This is a genomic window from Vibrio sp. VB16 (genome assembly GCF_015594925.2).
Taxonomy (GTDB): domain Bacteria; phylum Pseudomonadota; class Gammaproteobacteria; order Enterobacterales; family Vibrionaceae; genus Vibrio.
Window position 1 is genome coordinate 3,314,417 of sequence record NZ_CP087590.1, and the last position, 17,439, is coordinate 3,331,855.

Sequence of the window (17,439 nt, forward strand, 5' to 3'; positions counted from 1 at the left end):
ATTGTCATCAACGAGTGCCCACACAGATTGATATAGGTTTAAATTGTTAAAGAGCGTTCTAACCATTGAATCTTTATCAGTTTCAATCAGTTAGGGATGCGTATTCTACGCGTCCTGACTGTAAAGTCAAGATACAATTTTCAATCTATTCATTAAAAACGGTATCTTGACTTCACTCAACTTTGAGCGAAATAAATGCCCGTATGTAATACGGGCAATCATAGTCATCCTACATAAAGTCTTACTTGTGCGCTTTATCTAGTCTTGCCTTATCTTTCCTAAAAAAGATAAAACGATATTAAAGCCTGGCGATGTCCTACTCTCACATGGGGAGACCCCACACTACCATCGGCGCTATTGCGTTTCACTTCTGAGTTCGGCATGGAATCAGGTGGGTCCACAACGCTATGGTCGCCAAGCAAATTTGGTAAAGCTTCCTAATAACTTAGAAAACTTTAATAATCTGGATTACTGACCTAAATAAAAGTTCACACACATTCAATGTTCTTACATTGAGTCCACAAAACCCCTTGGGTGTTGTATGGTTAAGCCTCACGGGCAATTAGTACAGGTTAGCTCAACGCCTCACAACGCTTACACACCCTGCCTATCAACGTTCTAGTCTCGAACAACCCTTTAGGACACGTAAAGTGCCAGGGAAGACTCATCTCAAGGCTCGCTTCGCGCTTAGATGCTTTCAGCGCTTATCGATTCCGAACTTAGCTACCGGGCAATGCCATTGGCATGACAACCCGAACACCAGTGGTTCGTCCACTCCGGTCCTCTCGTACTAGGAGCAGCCCCTTTCAATCTTCCAACGCCCACGGCAGATAGGGACCGAACTGTCTCACGACGTTCTAAACCCAGCTCGCGTACCACTTTAAATGGCGAACAGCCATACCCTTGGGACCGACTTCAGCCCCAGGATGTGATGAGCCGACATCGAGGTGCCAAACACCGCCGTCGATATGAACTCTTGGGCGGTATCAGCCTGTTATCCCCGGAGTACCTTTTATCCGTTGAGCGATGGCCCTTCCATTCAGAACCACCGGATCACTATGACCTGCTTTCGCACCTGCTCGAATTGTCATTCTCGCAGTCAAGCGGGCTTATGCCATTGCACTAACCACACGATGTCCAACCGTGTTTAGCCCACCTTCGTGCTCCTCCGTTACTCTTTGGGAGGAGACCGCCCCAGTCAAACTACCCACCAGGCACTGTCCGCAACCCCGATAAGGGGCCTACGTTAGAACATCAAGCATACAAGGGTGGTATTTCAAGGTCGACTCCACTCCATCTAGCGACGAAGTTTCAAAGTCTCCCACCTATCCTACACATGTAGGGTCAATGTTCAGTGCCAAGCTGTAGTAAAGGTTCACGGGGTCTTTCCGTCTAGCCGCGGGTACACTGCATCTTCACAGCGATTTCAATTTCACTGAGTCTCGGGTGGAGACAGCGTGGCCATCATTACGCCATTCGTGCAGGTCGGAACTTACCCGACAAGGAATTTCGCTACCTTAGGACCGTTATAGTTACGGCCGCCGTTTACCGGGGCTTCGATCAAGAGCTTCGTCCGAAGACTAACCCCATCAATTAACCTTCCGGCACCGGGCAGGCGTCACACCGTATACGTCATCTTACGATTTTGCACAGTGCTGTGTTTTTAATAAACAGTTGCAGCCACCTGGTATCTGCGACTCCCGATAGCTCCATCCGCAAGGGATTTCACCGTCAAGAGCGTACCTTCTCCCGAAGTTACGGTACCATTTTGCCTAGTTCCTTCACCCGAGTTCTCTCAAGCGCCTTGGTATTCTCTACCCGACCACCTGTGTCGGTTTGGGGTACGATTTCTTATAATCTGAAGCTTAGAGGCTTTTCCTGGAAGCATGGCATCAATGACTTCATCACCGTAGTGACTCGACATCGGGTCTCAGCCTAACAATTTCCCGGATTTACCTAAGAAATTAGCCTACACCCTTGAACCTGGACTACCATCGCCAGGCTCACCTAGCCTTCTCCGTCCCCCCATCGCAATTATAAGAAGTACGGGAATATTAACCCGTTTCCCATCGACTACGCCTTTCGGCCTCGCCTTAGGGGTCGACTTACCCTGCCCCGATTAACGTTGGACAGGAACCCTTGGTCTTCCGGCGTGGGAGTTTTTCACTCCCATTATCGTTACTCATGTCAGCATTCGCACTTCTGATACCTCCAGCAGACCTTACAGTCCACCTTCAACGGCTTACAGAACGCTCCCCTACCCAACATAATAAATTATGTTGCCGCAGCTTCGGTGTATAGCTTAGCCCCGTTACATCTTCCGCGCAGGCCGACTCGACCAGTGAGCTATTACGCTTTCTTTAAATGATGGCTGCTTCTAAGCCAACATCCTGGCTGTCTGAGCCTTCCCACATCGTTTCCCACTTAGCTATACTTTGGGACCTTAGCTGGCGGTCTGGGTTGTTTCCCTCTCCACGACGGACGTTAGCACCCGCCGTGTGTCTCCCGGATATTACTTACTGGTATTCGGAGTTTGCAAAGGGTTGGTAAGTCGGGATGACCCCCTAGCCTTAACAGTGCTCTACCCCCAGTAGTATTCGTCCGAGGCGCTACCTAAATAGCTTTCGGGGAGAACCAGCTATCTCCAGGTTTGATTGGCCTTTCACCCCTAGCCACAAGTCATCCGCTAATTTTTCAACATTAGTCGGTTCGGTCCTCCAGTTGATGTTACTCAACCTTCAACCTGCCCATGGCTAGATCACCTGGTTTCGGGTCTATACCTAGCAACTCGACGCCCAGTTAAGACTCGGTTTCCCTACGGCTCCCCTATACGGTTAACCTTGCTACTAAATATAAGTCGCTGACCCATTATACAAAAGGTACGCAGTCACAGGACGCAATGCCTGCTCCTACTGCTTGTACGTACACGGTTTCAGGTTCTATTTCACTCCCCTCACAGGGGTTCTTTTCGCCTTTCCCTCACGGTACTGGTTCACTATCGGTCAGTCAGTAGTATTTAGCCTTGGAGGATGGTCCCCCCATATTCAAACAGGATATCACGTGTCCCGCCTTACTCGTTTTCACTTAAAATGACGTGTCGGTTACAGGGCTATCACCTTGTATCGCGATACTTTCCAGAATCTTCACCTGCATCATTAAAAGCTTAAGGGCTAATCCAATTTCGCTCGCCGCTACTTTCGGAATCTCGGTTGATTTCTACTCCTCCGGGTACTTAGATGTTTCAGTTCCCCGGGTTTGCCTTATTAACCTATGTATTCAGTTAATAATACTAGCTTATGCTAGTGGGTTTCCCCATTCGGAAATCGTAGACTCAAGTGGCTTTTACTGCCTTATCTACGCTTATCGCAAGTTAATACGTCCTTCATCGCCTCTGACTGCCAAGGCATCCACCGTGTACGCTTAGTCACTTAACCATACAACCCCAAAGGGTTTCGCTTACGCGAAATAACAACGAATTGTTATTGTATTAGTAACCAAGGTTTCTATCGTTGCCTCATTATTTGAATGAGCGAGACAACATTTTCGATTTTGCCGGACTCAAATATTAAACAGTTAACCGAAGTTAGCTGTTTCCAAGAACACTTGAATGTGTGTTGGTTTGTTATCACCGAAGTGACAACAAGTACCTAAATCTAAAAGACTTAGGATTTGAGAACTTTTATTTTGATAAATAATAATCAATTATTTATCAGTCAGCTTTCCAAATTGTTAAAGAGCAAAGATTTCATACTTATAAAAATAAGCCAAAACCATTTTTAAATACACTCAAAGAATATATTTAAAGATGGTGGGCGATACTGGGCTCGAACCAGTGACCCCCTCCTTGTAAGGGAGGTGCTCTCCCAACTGAGCTAATCGCCCACAGCTTTCTGTTTTATAATATAAAACAAAACTGTGTGTTTCTTTTCAAGAATGGTGGAGCTATGCGGGATCGAACCGCAGACCTCCTGCGTGCAAGGCAGGCGCTCTCCCAGCTGAGCTATAACCCCATCTTGAGTTTTAATTCTTTCATGGAAAAGAATGGTGGGTCGTGCAGGATTCGAACCTGCGACCAATTGATTAAAAGTCAACTGCTCTACCAGCTGAGCTAACGACCCAATGGTATCCCGTAGGGGAGTCGAACCCCTGTTACCGCCGTGAAAGGGCGGTGTCCTAGGCCTCTAGACGAACGGGACACAGGCATATAAAAGTGTTGGGCACTTTTATATTTGCACTTGCAATTAAGCAGGCACAATTTCATCTTCACTTTTAATACAAAAGTGAAAAAAAATCTCTTTGCTTTCTAAACCTATTTCAATCTGTGTGGACACTCATCATGAGCAATCATCGTTTAAGGAGGTGATCCAGCCCCAGGTTCCCCTAGGGCTACCTTGTTACGACTTCACCCCAGTCATGAACCACAAAGTGGTAAGCGTCCCCCCGAAGGTTAAACTACCTACTTCTTTTGCAGCCCACTCCCATGGTGTGACGGGCGGTGTGTACAAGGCCCGGGAACGTATTCACCGTAGCATTCTGATCTACGATTACTAGCGATTCCGACTTCATGGAGTCGAGTTGCAGACTCCAATCCGGACTACGACGCACTTTTTGGGATTCGCTCACTATTGCTAGTTGGCTGCCCTCTGTATGCGCCATTGTAGCACGTGTGTAGCCCTACTCGTAAGGGCCATGATGACTTGACGTCGTCCCCACCTTCCTCCGGTTTATCACCGGCAGTCTCCCCAAAGTTCCCGACATAACTCGCTGGCAATTAAGGATAAGGGTTGCGCTCGTTGCGGGACTTAACCCAACATTTCACAACACGAGCTGACGACAGCCATGCAGCACCTGTCTCAGAGCTCCCGAAGGCACACCTGTGTCTCCACTGGCTTCTCTGGATGTCAAGAGTAGGTAAGGTTCTTCGCGTTGCATCGAATTAAACCACATGCTCCACCGCTTGTGCGGGCCCCCGTCAATTCATTTGAGTTTTAATCTTGCGACCGTACTCCCCAGGCGGTCTACTTAACGCGTTAGCTCCGAAAGCCACGGCTCAAGGCCACAACCTTCAAGTAGACATCGTTTACGGCGTGGACTACCAGGGTATCTAATCCTGTTTGCTCCCCACGCTTTCGCATCTGAGTGTCAGTATCTGTCCAGGGGGCCGCCTTCGCCACTGGTATTCCTTCAGATCTCTACGCATTTCACCGCTACACCTGAAATTCTACCCCCCTCTACAGTACTCTAGTTTGCCAGTTTCAAATGACCTTCCGGGGTTGAGCCCCGGGCTTTCACATCTGACTTAACAAACCACCTGCATGCGCTTTACGCCCAGTAATTCCGATTAACGCTCGCACCCTCCGTATTACCGCGGCTGCTGGCACGGAGTTAGCCGGTGCTTCTTCTGTAGCTAACGTCAAACAATAAGCGTATTAAACTTACTGCCTTCCTCACTACTGAAAGTACTTTACAACCCGAAGGCCTTCTTCATACACGCGGCATGGCTGCATCAGGCTTTCGCCCATTGTGCAATATTCCCCACTGCTGCCTCCCGTAGGAGTCTGGACCGTGTCTCAGTTCCAGTGTGGCTGATCATCCTCTCAGACCAGCTAGAGATCGTCGCCTTGGTGAGCCATTACCCCACCAACTAGCTAATCTCACTTAGGCTTATCCAATCGCGGAAGGCCCGAAGGTCCCCTCCTTTCCCCCGTAGGGCGTATGCGGTATTAGCTATCGTTTCCAATAGTTATCCCCCTCAACTGGGCAAATTCCTAAGCATTACTCACCCGTCCGCCGCTCGACGCCTATTAACGCTCCCGAAGGATTGTTAACATCGTTTCCGCTCGACTTGCATGTGTTAAGCCTGCCGCCAGCGTTCAATCTGAGCCATGATCAAACTCTTCAATTTAAGTTCTTTTTGGCTCAATGAATACTGACTTTAAATTGCCTTTTACTTTAGATAACCGAAGGTTAAATAGTAAAGTGTTCTTTAAAGTTCTATCACTCCAACAGAGTGATATTTAAATAACTGTGTTCGAAGTTAATTCGCTTTCACTTTTAAAAAAGTAAAAACAAAATAAGCATCAAATTAGGTCACTCAGTTCATTGAAACCGTTGTTGATTTCGTGCCCTAAAGCAGAGAATCATCTTCGATTGTCATCAACGAGTGCCCACACAGATTGATATAGGTTTAAATTGTTAAAGAGCGTTGCTTCTCGGTTGCTGTAAAGCTTTCCTTGAAGCGGACGTGCATTCTAGCGATTTAAAGTGAAGAGTCAAATACTTTTTCATTTTAATTTCGAAGGGCTTTTTCAAGCTGCTCGTCTTACTGATTTCTCTGCAAAGCCTTGTGGGCTCTACCGTGTCAGTGAGGCGCATTATAGAGAACGAATTATCTTTGGCAATACTTTTTTTGCCTTTTTTGAAGAAAAAATGACACTTGAATCTAATTCCTATTCTACGTGCCATTTTTACCACTTTACTCATAGGTGGCTAACAAGTTATCCACAGACTTATTATAAACTGATTACAAAATAACCGTTTATATGCCTGAACCAGCTTCTTGGAAGTCGTCATCTTCATGAAGTCCACATTCTCTTTTCAGTCCGAAAAATCGTGTTTCTTCTTCCGTCATTCCCGCTTCCCACTTTTTTGTCGTGTGAGTATCGCCGACAGACAAGTAACCTTGATCTCGTAACGGATGATATGAGAGGCCGTTTTCTACTATATAGTAGTGCACGTCTTTATTAGTCCAGTCTGCGATGGGCAAAAATTTGAACACACCATTTTGTATAGACAAGATGGGGAGATTTGCCCGAGAACTGGATTGCTCTCTTCTTAATCCAGAAAACCAAACCTTCGCCGAAAGTTCATTGAGTGCCCTTCTCATAGGCTCGACTTTATTTATCTTATTATATTTCTCTATTCCGCTTACGCCTTGTTCCCATAATTTACCGTATCTTGTTTCTTGCCAAACGGAGCTTTCTATCGCACGAAATACCTTCAGGTTTAGATTCAGCTTTTCTGCCAACTCGTCAATAAAAAGGTACGTCTCAGGAAACAAGTAACCTGTATCGGTTAAGATTACGGGAATGTCTGGCTTAATCTCATTCGATAGGTGCAGCATCACTGCGGCTTGAACACCGAAGCTCGATGAGACTACATGGTTCCCAGATAGGTTTTCTATTGCCCACCTCACACGCTGTTGAGCTGATAGCAACTCTAACTCACCATTAATTTCAGCCAATTTCAGGCTTTGTTCCACCTTATTCAGTGCTAACAGTTCACGTAAGTTAAACGTTGCATTAAAAGTATCACGCATAAAAGTCTCTCTTAGAGATAATCACTTCCTCGATAATCCCGACTCGTATGGTGAAGTCACCAAAACTCTCATTTTCGTCACGTTCTGTTGCCCATCTACCAATCAAGGTATCTAACTCTTCTAGAATCTGCTTATCCGTGATGTTCTCTTTATACATCTTTGGCACCCGAGTCCCGGCTCTATTCCCGCCTATATGTAGATTGTATCTACTTGGTGCCTTACCGACTAAACCAACTTCCGCTAACATTGCGCGGCCACAGCCATTTGGACACCCCGTCACTCTTAGAATAATGTTGTCCTGCTCTGGAAGGCTATGCTTCTTCAAAATACCTTCAACATCGGTAACAAATTGAGGCAGGATTCGCTCCGCTTCCGCCATCGCTAATGGGCAAGTGGGAAAAGCAACGCAGGCCATTGAGTTTTGTCTTTGAAGTGAAACTGTGTCATCAACTAATCCATGAGCGCGAGCGATGGCATCAATTTTGTCTTTTTGGTCAGCCGTCACTCCTGCAACAATTAGGTTCTGATTCGCGGTCATTCGAAAATCACCTTTATGAATCTTGGCTATTTGTGCCACACCTGATTTTAGCGGCTTATTCGGGAAATCAAGTAGTCGGCCGTTTTCGATGAATAGAGATAGGTGATACTTACCATCAATTCCTTTTAGCCAACCAATACGATCTCCGCGTGTTTTAAACTCATACGGACGACTATTTAGAAATTGAACATTAGCTCTTTTCTCTACCTCCGCCTTAAACACGTCAATACCCACTCTATCTAGGGTATATTTAGTTTTTGCATTTTTACGGTTAGAACGATTCCCCCAGTCACGCTGGGTCGTAATGACCGCCGCGGCAACGTCTAACGTTTTATCTAAAGAGATAAAACCAAAGTCATCCGCTTTTCTTGGGTATGTAGAAGTATCGCCATGCGTCATAGCAAGTCCACCCCCAACAAGTACGTTAAACCCTATAAGCTTTCCATCTTCTGCTATGGCCACAAAATTAAGGTCATTCGCATGAACATCAATATCGTTGTTTGGAGGAATAACCACTGTAGTTTTGAATTTACGAGGCAGATAGTTACTTCCAAGGATCGGCTCTTCGTCTGTCGTTTCAACTTTTTCGCCGTCTAACCAAATCTCAGCATAGGCACGGGATTTTGGTAATAAGTGCTCACTTATTTTCTTCGCCCACTCATAAGCTTCTTGATGTAATTCCGATTCAATCGGGTTGCTAGTACACAATACGTTCCGATTGACATCACCAGCAGTAGCAATAGAGTCAATACCAATGGTATTAAGTGTTTGATGCATTAACTTAATATTTGGCTTTAAGACACCATGAAACTGGAATGTCTGCCTTGTTGTGAGTCGAATGCTTCCATAAGAGGTATGCTCATCTGAAAACTTATCTATGGCTAACCATTGTTGCGGAGAAATAATTCCACCCGGCATACGCGCTCTAAGCATGACATTATGCAATGGCTCTAACTTCTGCTTTGCACGTTCCGCACGAATATCTCTATCATCTTGTTGATACATCCCATGGAAACGAATTAGCTGAAAATTGTCATTTGTAAACCCACCAGTAATTTGGTTTTTCAAGTCTAATTTAATTGTTCCGCGAAGGAAGTCACTCTCTCTTTTAAGGCGCTCATTATCAGAAAGAGGTCCTAATTCTTCACCTATTACTACTTGTTCACTCATTAGTACACATCCCTCTGATAACGCTTCTGCTTGCGTAAATTATTGATAAATTCTTCTGCGATTTCTTGGCTTAATTGACCATGCTCTTTAGCAATAGTAATTAGTGCATCATTAACGTCTTTAGCCATTTGAGTCGCGTCTCCGCATACGTAGATATATGCACCTTGTTCAATCCATTGCCAAACCTGTTCTGCATTTTCTAGTAGCCGATTTTGAACATAAACTTTTTCTTTTTGATCTCGACTAAAAGCGACATCTAGCTTTGTCAAAAGACCAGATTTAAGGTGTTTCTGCCATTCAACCTGATAAAGAAAATCTTGCGTTAAGGTTCTATCGCCAAAAAATAACCAATTCTTACCCTCTGCACCTCTATTATCACGTTCCTGCACGAAACTTCTGAATGGTGCGATACCAGTACCAGGCCCTATCATGATAAGCGGTGCATTATCGTTCGCTGGTAATTTAAAGTTATTATTGTTCTCAACGAATACCTTCACTTTGCTCCCTTCTTCAAGGCGTTGTGAAAGAAAACCTGATGCTCCACCATGACGTTGTTCTTCACCTTTTTTATACTCGACAAGCCCAACGGTTAAATGGACTTCATCTTCAACTTCGGTTTGAGCTGAAGCGATAGAATAGAGACGTGGTGTTATTTTGCGGAAAAGCCCAACCAATTCTTCAGCTGATAGCTTCGTTTTCTTTTCAGCGAGTACATCAATCACCTGAGTATTCGATGCGTATTGACGTAACTTATCTTTATCTTCAACAAGTTTTTGTAACTTTTTGCTACCTGAAAGCTTTGCATATTTAGTGACAAGTTGCGGGTTACTCGCAGTAATTTCAAATTTGGAAATAAGTGCATCACGAAGTGATACACTTTCCCCTGATACATTCACACTCTCAACACCTGAGAGTCCAACTTGATTAAGAACCGCGTCAACAAGATCCGTTCCGTTTTCATACCATACACCCAGGGCATCACCTGGCTGATAAGTGATACCTGAACCATCCAAATCGATTTCGATATGACGGACATCTTTACCAGAATCACGACCTGTGATTTTTTGATTGGTCAGCAGAGAAGCTGTGTATGGGTTCTGTTTTGTATAAAGACTAAGACCCGTCTGGGTAGAATTCAGCGTCTGAACGGCTCCAAAAGAAATGGAACTAGATAACGCTTCTTTAACTTTACTTAATGCATCAGTACTCCATTGTTCCGCTGATTCATCATAATCAACATCGCAATCAAGTCGCTCGATAAATGCAGTTGCTCCCAATTTGGCTAAATACGTATCAAAGTCTTTGCCCGTTTGACAATAATACTCGTAGCTTGAATCACCTAAAGCGACAACGCCATATTGTAAACCATCCAATTTTGGTGCCTTTTTCGATTGCAAGAATTCATGCAATTCAATGGCATTATCTGGCGGTTCACCTTCACCATTGGTCGAGGCCACAAAAATCACATGTGTTTCTTTGGCTAGGTTCTTACCTTTATAATCACTTGCATCAAATAACTTTACAGCGATACCTTGAGCTTCTGCTGCCGATTTTATGGACTCCGCAACACCTTTTGCATTACCTGTTTGGGATGCAAAAATAATAGATAGCTTGCCCGTTGGCTCAGAGCCATTTGCAGCCAACGTTTGGATATTCGGTGCATTTACTTCAGAATACTGAGTCTGACTTAGACCCCAAAAATAACCGCTAACCCAAGCTAACTGCTGGGGAGACAGTTCTGATGTGGCTTGTTGTAACTGACCTGTTTGTTGGTCATTTAGCGGACTTGCTAGTGCTGAGAGTTCCTTCGATAACATTGTCACGACATTCCTATTAGTTGCGTGACTATAGATTAACCACTCACGCTAATAACAAGAAAGAATAGAAGTTCATGTTTTATAACTTTTTGAGATAAGGAGACTTAAAAAAGCGGTGTTTCATTATTTTTGTTCAACCCTAACCTGATTAAATCCAACGGCCATTGCCGATTTAGAAGCCAAATCCAAATCAAGATATTGACATCCTTCGCCTTCAGAGTCGGTCAATAACACAAGCCCACCATGAGCATGTCTAAATTCAACTATCCAGCTTCCATCTTGCACCGAAGGTTCGATAATGGCTTCGATAAGCTGATTTTCCCTATATAACGTTCTTAATTCTGTCAGCGTCATAGCAACTTTCCTTATCGCCCATTAGCCAAATAATGCCGCATTCGAGTGAATATTATCTGTAACACGTAAATTAAGCATGGCTCATAAGCTTACATATGTTAAATAATTTTTAGTTTTTATTACTAACAGGTATAAAAAAACACCACGTAATAACGTGATGCTTTAACAATCAAACAATGTTGTTATCTACAAAATAACACTGACACCAATAAACCAACCATCTACGAATACCGTCGCCTCATTCTCCTTATCTTCATAGAAAGTGTAGTCCATGACTCGATACCCTGTTCTCAAAGCAACATCCACCGTTTGTAGAGCAAGGGTGTATTCGAAGCCTGCAATAAAGTCGGCCGTTTTTTTATTACCACTATTATAGAAATCGAACTGCCCTATGATATCGATATCGGTCTTGGGGATACCTATTGCTCCATTCGCGTATAAGCCCCATGTTGTCATATTGAAATTTTCATCCGTACCTAAATAGGTATATCGACTATTTTGGTAATTTGATGCATTAATACCAAGATCGAGAGCTAAAGTATCGTGCTCTATAACGTCGTAATAAAACGTAAAATCATATTTATCAAAAGCCGTTTGCTGAGAATCAATTTCACTGTATCTAAACTTGAAATGCGGAACGTATGGGAGATCGGTTTCTAATATGAGGGTTAAGAAAGGCGTTTTGTCTTCATCATAACGTACATCATTGACCTTGGTACTTCCCCACCAATAATCTAAACCAACCTCACCACGGTAAAAATCTTCTGCCATTGCCGATTGAGCAAACAGTGTCATTGCACAGCCAAACAACAACTTTTGTCCCATTTGTACCATTTCAATCTCCCTTTCATTAACCCTTCAGTAACTCTTTGATACTAGCATAGTTAATAATATAGAAATTCAACAGGTTCAATCCATTAACGAGCAGACACAATGTAATTTTTGTAAACCCACACACCAATTGCGATCACAATAATCCAAGGCAACAATTTAATTATAAAACCGACCATACCCATCAAAAACATGACAAATATTGAAACGCCTAGTGCAATAAACACCGTCATCATACTAAGCCCAGTAAAAAATAGGATACCGATAAACATGATAAAAAATAGTAACTCGAACATAACACTCTCCCGTAGATTCCCACACCTGATTGATTCGATTAAACATGGGGTTGATAGAAAACAAAGCAGGATTCAAGCCACATTTTATTTTTATAGAAGTTCTTAAATATCAAGTAATAAAGAACTATCAAAATAAGATCTGGTGGTTAATCATCTTTTTACTGGTAAATTTCACCACCAACATGGTGAAATTTACACATTAAGTTCTTTAGGTATTTTTGCTAACGCCGCTTCTACCACTTCAATACCTGCCCCTTTTTTATGCGCATTTTCACTGATGTAACGACGCCATTGACGTGCTCCAGGCATACTTTGAAAAAGCCCCAACATATGACGTGTGATATGCCCCAACTGAGCCCCGTTTTCTAATTGGCTTTCGATATAAGGGTACATTTCATGGACCACTTCACTACGTTTCTTAATTGGCTTTTCTCGTCCGAAAATTTGTTGATCAACTTGAGCAAGAATATAAGGGCTCTGATAGGCTTCTCTACCAACCATAACCCCATCAACATGCTTTAGATGCGCAATGGATTCTTCTAATGTTTTCACTCCACCATTTAAGCCAATATTCAAATGTGGAAAGTCTAACTTCAACTGATAGGCTCTTTCGTAATCTAAAGGTGGAATCTCTCTGTTTTCTTTTGGGCTTAAGCCACTTAACCACGCCTTACGTGCATGGATAGTAAAATCATCACAACCACCAAATTCATGCACTTTAGTAATAAAAGTAGTTAAGAACTCATAGGAATCCAATTCGTCAATACCAATACGAGTTTTAACGGTAACCGGTATATCAACCACATCTTTCATTGCTTTAATACAATCAACAACGAGATCGGGCTCTGCCATCAAACAAGCACCAAAACGTCCGTTTTGAACACGATCAGAAGGGCAACCTACATTCAGATTAATCTCATCATAACCACGTGTCTGTGCCAACTTTGCACAAGCAGCTAAATCAGCCGAATTAGAACCACCCAACTGTAACGCAAGAGGATGCTCCTCTTCGTTATAAGCTAAAAAGTCACCTTTACCATGAATGATCGCGCCTGTTGTCACCATTTCTGTATAGAGCAACGCCTCTTGAGTCAACAAACGATGGAAGTATCGACAATGTCTATCCGTCCAGTCGAGCATAGGGGCAATGGAGAAACGGGAACTAGCGTATTTACTGGGTTTATCGATGTTCATAAAAATTTAGTCTCAAAATATGCTGTGTAATAAGGCTACTATCTACCTACAATTTACCTGAGTTATTTTCTGTGACACTCTTAAAGCCCTCCCTTTTGAAAGCAGGACAATGACGAACTGCATCATCAAGACACGTAGTCGACAGAGCGGCGACTTAAGGTTTAAGGTTTAAGGTTTAAGGTTTAAGGTAATCGTTAAAAAGAATTCGCGCATTATACACAGAGAAGGCAAAACTCTAAAAAGAAAGCGTGCGCTAAATCATTCCTCTCACCTGTAATTTCGTTTTCCCTTTAAAGTAAGAGATCTAGAGAGAGTTAGCATTTTTACTTTAAATATTAATTATGATTTTCGATTAACTTGATCCCTCATTACCTTTCGCTTAGGGTAGGAATTGCTTTCCAAGTATTATGTTTGGAAAATTAGTGTATTATTATAAAAGTCCAGTTTTAAAGGTGGCTGATTTGGACATTATGTTACTTGAGCATGTATCAGGTATTTGTGAGGCTCGTGGGGTTAGATTTACACCCCAGAGAAAAAGAGTATTTGAACTGATTTGCACCAATAAAAGTGCATCAAGTGCTTACGATCTACTGGAACAACTAAAAGAGAGTGAACCTCAAGCTAAGCCACCAACAATATATAGAGCGCTAGATTTTTTGCTAGAACAAGGGTTCATCCATAAAGTTGAATCTAATAATAGCTTTATATCCTGTTGCTCATGTGGTCAAAATGAGCATTACTCCCAACTTCTAATTTGTGACCAATGTGGTAATGTTGCTGAACTACAAGATGATAATCTGATGACCTTGCTTGCCGGCAATGCCGAAAAGCACGGGTTCAAAATAACAAATCATGTCCTTGAAACACACGGCACCTGTAAAGCGTGTCTTTCAATCATGAAACAATAAGAAAGAGTGTTATGCGCGCTGAATTTGTAAACCCGTTTTTAGCTTCTTTGATGAACGTATTAAAAACAATGGCCTCCCTAGAGCTGAAACCGCTAAAACCGAGAGTCAAAAAAGATGAAATCGCTCGTGGTGATGTATCTGGCCTGATTGGTATGGTAGGTGACAAAAGTAAAGGCTCAATGTCTATTACTTTTGATGAAGGTCTCGCACTAGAGATCATGCAAAATATGCTGGGTGAACGTCCAAACGGTATTAATGAAGAAGTCACTGATATGGTGGGTGAAATCACAAATATGGTTACCGGTGGAGCGAAACGGATTTTATCTGATAGTGGCTTTGAATTTGATATGGCGACCCCTATCGTTGTATCCGGTAAAGGGCATACTATTCGCCATAAATGCGACGGGGCAATAATTATAATGCCTTTCACCTCCGAATGGGGTAACGCGTTTATTGAGATCTGTTTTGAATAAAACTGATTTTTAAAGCCAAAAATAAAAGAGGTTGATGTGATACATCAACCTCTTTTTTGTTTTCCAAAACCTAATGCCTAAATAGCTTGCTCTCGATAAACAGGAACAAGCTATTTAACATCTCATCTATTAAGCTTTGTACGTTTTAAATGCGTTAATTAGACCATTTGTTGAGCTGTCATGTGAATCGATTGGTGATTCATCTGCTAATTCAGGAAGAATTTGGCTCGCTAACTGCTTACCAAGCTCCACGCCCCATTGGTCAAATGAGAAGATATTCCAAATAACACCTTGAACAAAGATTTTGTGCTCATACATGGCAAGCAAGTTGCCTAGTGTACGGGGGGTAATTTGTTTAACCAAGATAGAGTTAGTTGGTCTATTACCTTCGAACACTTTAAATGGTACAAGGTCTTTGACTTCTTCAGCTGTTTTACCTGCTGCGATAAATTCAGCTTCTACTTGTTCTTTGCTTTTACCGAAAGCAAGTGCTTCCGTTTGAGCAAAGAAATTAGACATCAGTTTCTGATGGTGATCACCTGCTGGATTGTGGCTGATTGCAGGCGCAATGAAATCACAAGGAATCAATTTAGTGCCTTGGTGAATTAACTGATAAAACGCATGTTGTCCATTTGTACCAGGTTCACCCCAAATAATTGGGCCTGTTTGATAATCAACAGCTTCGCCATTGCGATCCGTGTATTTACCATTCGACTCCATGTTACCTTGTTGAAAATAGGCAGCAAAGCGATGCATATATTGGTCATAAGGTAAGATTGCTTCTGATTCTGCACCATGGAAATTGTTGTACCAAAGGCCTATCAAAGCAAGAATAACGGGTACGTTTTTCTCAAATGCAGTTTCAGAAAAATGATTATCCATATCGTGAGCGCCTGCCAACAGCTCAATATAATTATCATAACCGACACAAAGTGCAATGGACATACCAATGGCTGACCAAAGTGAGTAACGACCACCAACCCAGTCCCAAAACTCGAACATGTTCTCAGTATCAATTCCGAACTCTGCTACTGCTTTTCCATTTGTAGAAAGCGCTGCGAAATGTTTCGCTACGTGGGCTTCGTCACCCGCAGTTTCAAGGAACCAAGTACGTGCTGAATGCGCGTTTGTCATCGTTTCTTGAGTAGTAAATGTTTTTGATGCAACCAAGAACAATGTTGTCTCAGGGTTCACTTTTTTTAATGTTTCTACAATATGAGTGCCATCAACATTCGAAACGAAGTGCATGTTCAAATGGTTTTTATAAGGTGTTAACGCTTCCGTTACCATGTAAGGACCAAGGTCCGAGCCGCCAATACCAATGTTTACAACATCAGTAATCGCTTTGCCTGTATAGCCTTTCCAGTCACCTGAAATAACACGATCGGTAAAGCCTTCGATCTTTGTCAAAACCGCGTTTACATCAGGCATGATATCTTTGCCTTCTAGCATGACGGGGTTGTTACTGCGGTTACGAAGAGCACAATGTAATACTGCGCGGCCTTCTGTTTGGTTGATTTTCTCACCCGAGAACATTGCGTCGATTGCCGCCTTCAATTCTGTCTCATCGGCAAGAGCAAACAATTTGTCCATTGTCTCTTGATTGATTAAGTTTTTCGAATAATCAACCAGAATGTCGTCACCAAACTTAGTAGAAAAGTTTTCAAAACGATCTTCGTCTAATGCAAATAACGTATCAAGCTCCATATCTTGTGCTGATTCAAAATGCGTTGTTAAAGCCTTCCAAGCTTTTGTTTGCGTTGGATTAATATTTTTCAACATAGTCTCTGTCCCGATGCCACAGTAGGTTAAATTCAATTAAACGTAGACGAATTTCTACGATAACTGAATAGCCAAATTAAAAATAAATTTTTCTCGTTATTGAAAAATGAGCGTTTGTTTCGATGAAAACTCGCTTTGAAAGCCGTATTTTCAACGATCGACAGTCTCAATTGGCTCTTTTATTATAATTAGAGTGTAATTATGACGTAACTGCACAGATTTAGTATTGAGTTACATCAGTTCTCAATTTGATCATTAGTTTTACCTGTTCGGCGTTATAATTTAAAGTACTTTCTACAAAGTGGAGTAACTTTCCTATGTGGCACCAAGCGACGATTCTCTTACAGCCCAAAAGCAGGGGCTTTCATCTCATTTCAGATGAAATCCAGCAAAATGTTCAAGAAATTTCGACCATCTCAATAGGTCTTCTTCATCTGTTTATTCAACATACCTCAGCAAGTTTGACACTTAATGAAAATGCAGACCCAACAGTACGATCCGATATGGAAAGTCACTTTAATAAGTTTGTGCCAGAAAGAGCGAGTTATTATCAGCACACATATGAAGGAGATGATGATATGCCTGCACACATAAAAGCATCACTACTTGGTGCCAGCATTACCATTCCTATCAGTAATGGAAACTTGGCTCTGGGTACTTGGCAAGGTATCTATTTAGGAGAGCACAGAGAATATGGTGGTTCAAGAACCATCATCGCCACAATTTCTGGAGAATAACCGTAAACCCTATTGGTACCG

The 17,439-nt window shown here is 42.6% G+C and carries 11 protein-coding genes, 4 tRNA genes and 3 rRNA genes; 3 read left to right on the plus strand and 15 right to left on the minus strand.

Annotated features, from left to right (window positions below; translation table 11 throughout):
* Positions 1 to 303 precede the first annotated feature (303 nt).
* From rrf to dusA, 14 genes are all read right to left on the minus strand, one after another.
* Positions 304 to 419: ribosomal RNA gene (gene rrf, locus IUZ65_RS15070) — 5S ribosomal RNA — on the minus strand.
* Between the two features lie 122 nt (positions 420 to 541).
* Positions 542 to 3,434 (minus strand): 23S ribosomal RNA (locus IUZ65_RS15075).
* Between the two features lie 372 nt (positions 3,435 to 3,806).
* Positions 3,807 to 3,882 (minus strand) — tRNA-Val (locus IUZ65_RS15080).
* Positions 3,883 to 3,934: 52 nt separating this feature from the next.
* Positions 3,935 to 4,010 (minus strand) — tRNA-Ala (locus IUZ65_RS15085).
* 32 nt (positions 4,011 to 4,042) lie between these two features.
* Positions 4,043 to 4,118 (minus strand) — tRNA-Lys (locus tag IUZ65_RS15090).
* A gap of 2 nt (positions 4,119 to 4,120) precedes the next feature.
* A tRNA-Glu gene (locus IUZ65_RS15095) sits at positions 4,121 to 4,196 on the minus strand.
* A gap of 156 nt (positions 4,197 to 4,352) precedes the next feature.
* Positions 4,353 to 5,905 (minus strand): 16S ribosomal RNA (locus IUZ65_RS15100).
* The 16S, 23S and 5S rRNA genes sit together here with 4 tRNA genes alongside, the layout of an rRNA operon.
* Positions 5,906 to 6,538: 633 nt before the next feature.
* Positions 6,539 to 7,318: a phosphoadenylyl-sulfate reductase gene (locus IUZ65_RS15105; protein WP_195704491.1), complete on the minus strand. Its 780-nt coding sequence runs from the start codon at positions 7,316 to 7,318 to the stop codon at positions 6,539 to 6,541.
* A complete protein-coding gene (gene cysI, locus IUZ65_RS15110) occupies positions 7,311 to 9,026 on the minus strand; it encodes an assimilatory sulfite reductase (NADPH) hemoprotein subunit (protein WP_195704492.1) in 1,716 nt (571 codons plus the stop codon). The genes IUZ65_RS15105 and cysI overlap by 8 nt, the downstream gene beginning before the upstream one ends.
* On the minus strand, positions 9,026 to 10,843 hold the full coding sequence (locus tag IUZ65_RS15115; RefSeq protein WP_195704493.1) for an assimilatory sulfite reductase (NADPH) flavoprotein subunit: 1,818 nt from the start codon (positions 10,841 to 10,843) through the stop codon (positions 9,026 to 9,028). The genes cysI and IUZ65_RS15115 overlap by 1 nt, the downstream gene beginning before the upstream one ends.
* A 123-nt stretch (positions 10,844 to 10,966) precedes the next feature.
* Entirely contained in the window at positions 10,967 to 11,197 is a 231-nt protein-coding gene (locus IUZ65_RS15120) for a hypothetical protein (protein WP_195704494.1), read from the minus strand.
* A gap of 186 nt (positions 11,198 to 11,383) precedes the next feature.
* The gene (locus tag IUZ65_RS15125; protein ID WP_195704495.1) at positions 11,384 to 12,031 is read right to left on the minus strand and encodes a TIGR04219 family outer membrane beta-barrel protein; all 648 of its coding nucleotides are present in this window, start codon (positions 12,029 to 12,031) and stop codon (positions 11,384 to 11,386) included.
* Between the two features lie 83 nt (positions 12,032 to 12,114).
* The gene (pspG, locus tag IUZ65_RS15130; RefSeq protein ID WP_195704496.1) at positions 12,115 to 12,324 is read right to left on the minus strand and encodes an envelope stress response protein PspG; all 210 of its coding nucleotides are present in this window, start codon (positions 12,322 to 12,324) and stop codon (positions 12,115 to 12,117) included.
* A gap of 192 nt (positions 12,325 to 12,516) precedes the next feature.
* Entirely contained in the window at positions 12,517 to 13,518 is a 1,002-nt protein-coding gene (gene dusA / locus IUZ65_RS15135) for a tRNA dihydrouridine(20/20a) synthase DusA (RefSeq protein ID WP_195704497.1), read from the minus strand.
* 470 nt (positions 13,519 to 13,988) lie between these two features.
* On the opposite strand from dusA, the gene zur reads away from it, so the two are divergent.
* The gene (gene zur / locus IUZ65_RS15140) at positions 13,989 to 14,426 is read left to right on the plus strand and encodes a zinc uptake transcriptional repressor Zur (protein WP_443083748.1); all 438 of its coding nucleotides are present in this window, start codon (positions 13,989 to 13,991) and stop codon (positions 14,424 to 14,426) included.
* Positions 14,427 to 14,437: 11 nt separating this feature from the next.
* Positions 14,438 to 14,899, plus strand: a complete 462-nt coding sequence (locus IUZ65_RS15145) for a chemotaxis protein CheX (RefSeq protein ID WP_195704499.1) — start codon at positions 14,438 to 14,440, stop codon at positions 14,897 to 14,899.
* Between the two features lie 129 nt (positions 14,900 to 15,028).
* On the opposite strand, the gene pgi is transcribed toward IUZ65_RS15145, so the two are convergent.
* Positions 15,029 to 16,681: a glucose-6-phosphate isomerase gene (gene pgi / locus IUZ65_RS15150; protein ID WP_195704500.1), complete on the minus strand. Its 1,653-nt coding sequence runs from the start codon at positions 16,679 to 16,681 to the stop codon at positions 15,029 to 15,031.
* Positions 16,682 to 16,998: 317 nt separating this feature from the next.
* On the opposite strand from pgi, the gene IUZ65_RS15155 reads away from it, so the two are divergent.
* Positions 16,999 to 17,418 carry a secondary thiamine-phosphate synthase enzyme YjbQ gene (locus IUZ65_RS15155; protein WP_195704501.1) on the plus strand — a complete coding sequence of 140 codons (420 nt, stop codon included), beginning with the start codon at positions 16,999 to 17,001 and terminating at the stop codon, positions 17,416 to 17,418.
* The last annotated feature ends 21 nt before the right edge of the window (positions 17,419 to 17,439 follow it).

Excerpts from the sequence above, each read along its gene's own strand:
- IUZ65_RS15105 (WP_195704491.1), bottom strand. The coding sequence starts at position 7,318 with ATGCGTGATACTTTTAATGCAACGTTTAACTTACGTGAACTGTTAGCA.
- cysI (WP_195704492.1), bottom strand. The coding sequence starts at position 9,026 with ATGAGTGAACAAGTAGTAATAGGTGAAGAATTAGGACCTCTTTCTGAT.
- IUZ65_RS15115 (WP_195704493.1), bottom strand. The coding sequence starts at position 10,843 with ATGTTATCGAAGGAACTCTCAGCACTAGCAAGTCCGCTAAATGACCAA.
- IUZ65_RS15120 (WP_195704494.1), bottom strand. The coding sequence starts at position 11,197 with ATGACGCTGACAGAATTAAGAACGTTATATAGGGAAAATCAGCTTATC.
- IUZ65_RS15125 (WP_195704495.1), bottom strand. The coding sequence starts at position 12,031 with ATGGTACAAATGGGACAAAAGTTGTTGTTTGGCTGTGCAATGACACTG.
- pspG (WP_195704496.1), bottom strand. The coding sequence starts at position 12,324 with ATGTTCGAGTTACTATTTTTTATCATGTTTATCGGTATCCTATTTTTT.
- dusA (WP_195704497.1), bottom strand. The coding sequence starts at position 13,518 with ATGAACATCGATAAACCCAGTAAATACGCTAGTTCCCGTTTCTCCATT.
- zur (WP_443083748.1), top strand. The coding sequence starts at position 13,989 with ATGTTACTTGAGCATGTATCAGGTATTTGTGAGGCTCGTGGGGTTAGA.
- IUZ65_RS15145 (WP_195704499.1), top strand. The coding sequence starts at position 14,438 with ATGCGCGCTGAATTTGTAAACCCGTTTTTAGCTTCTTTGATGAACGTA.
- pgi (WP_195704500.1), bottom strand. The coding sequence starts at position 16,681 with ATGTTGAAAAATATTAATCCAACGCAAACAAAAGCTTGGAAGGCTTTA.
- IUZ65_RS15155 (WP_195704501.1), top strand. The coding sequence starts at position 16,999 with ATGTGGCACCAAGCGACGATTCTCTTACAGCCCAAAAGCAGGGGCTTT.